At 54.8% G+C, this 591-nt stretch carries 1 protein-coding gene; it reads right to left on the minus strand.

Features of this window, described 5'->3' with window-relative positions; all coding sequences use genetic code 11:
- On the minus strand, positions 1 to 591 hold a 591-nt coding region (locus ETC02_RS16885; RefSeq protein ID WP_171698468.1), incomplete at both ends, for an integrase core domain-containing protein.

Below are 591 nucleotides of genomic sequence, written 5' to 3' on the forward strand. Positions count from 1 at the left end.
CATAGGCGTTGTCCTCCAAACGAACCCGAACGGCCTCCGCCACCTTCCTTCCATCTTCGTACACATAGACGCCCCGTTCGTCATAGCGGAGTTCAATCGATTGCCCAATGAACCGGGGCGGCACTTCATACAGCTGCTTGTTCAAGGTGATCGTTCCATCGGCTTTGACCTTGCGGTGCTCCCGCTTCAGAAAAATCGCGTCCAGCCAATCGATGTCTTCGATCCACACCACTCGTTCCACTTGGGACTGAAACACCTCATGCGGCGTTTTCCCATCAAGCGAGGCGTGAGGTTTTCGATGATACTCTTCTTCAAGCCACTTCCAAAAACGCTCGTTCAACTCGTCAAGCGACTTCGGCGGATTCAGCTCCAACAGCGGATAAAACCGCGTCTGCACGGTGCGGAAGAACCGTTCGATTTTCCCCTTGCTTTGCGGATCATACGGCTGGGCGTGGATCAAGGTGATTCCCATCTCGGCGCACGCATACTGCAGCACCTCGGACCGATAAATTTTCCCGTTGTCCGAGTAAATGCGTTTCGGCTTCCCGCAACGAAGCACCGCTTCCTTCGTGACGATCCGCAGCCCGTCAA

The organism is Geobacillus sp. DSP4a (genome assembly GCF_013096875.1).
GTDB lineage: Bacteria > Bacillota > Bacilli > Bacillales > Anoxybacillaceae > Geobacillus > Geobacillus thermophilus.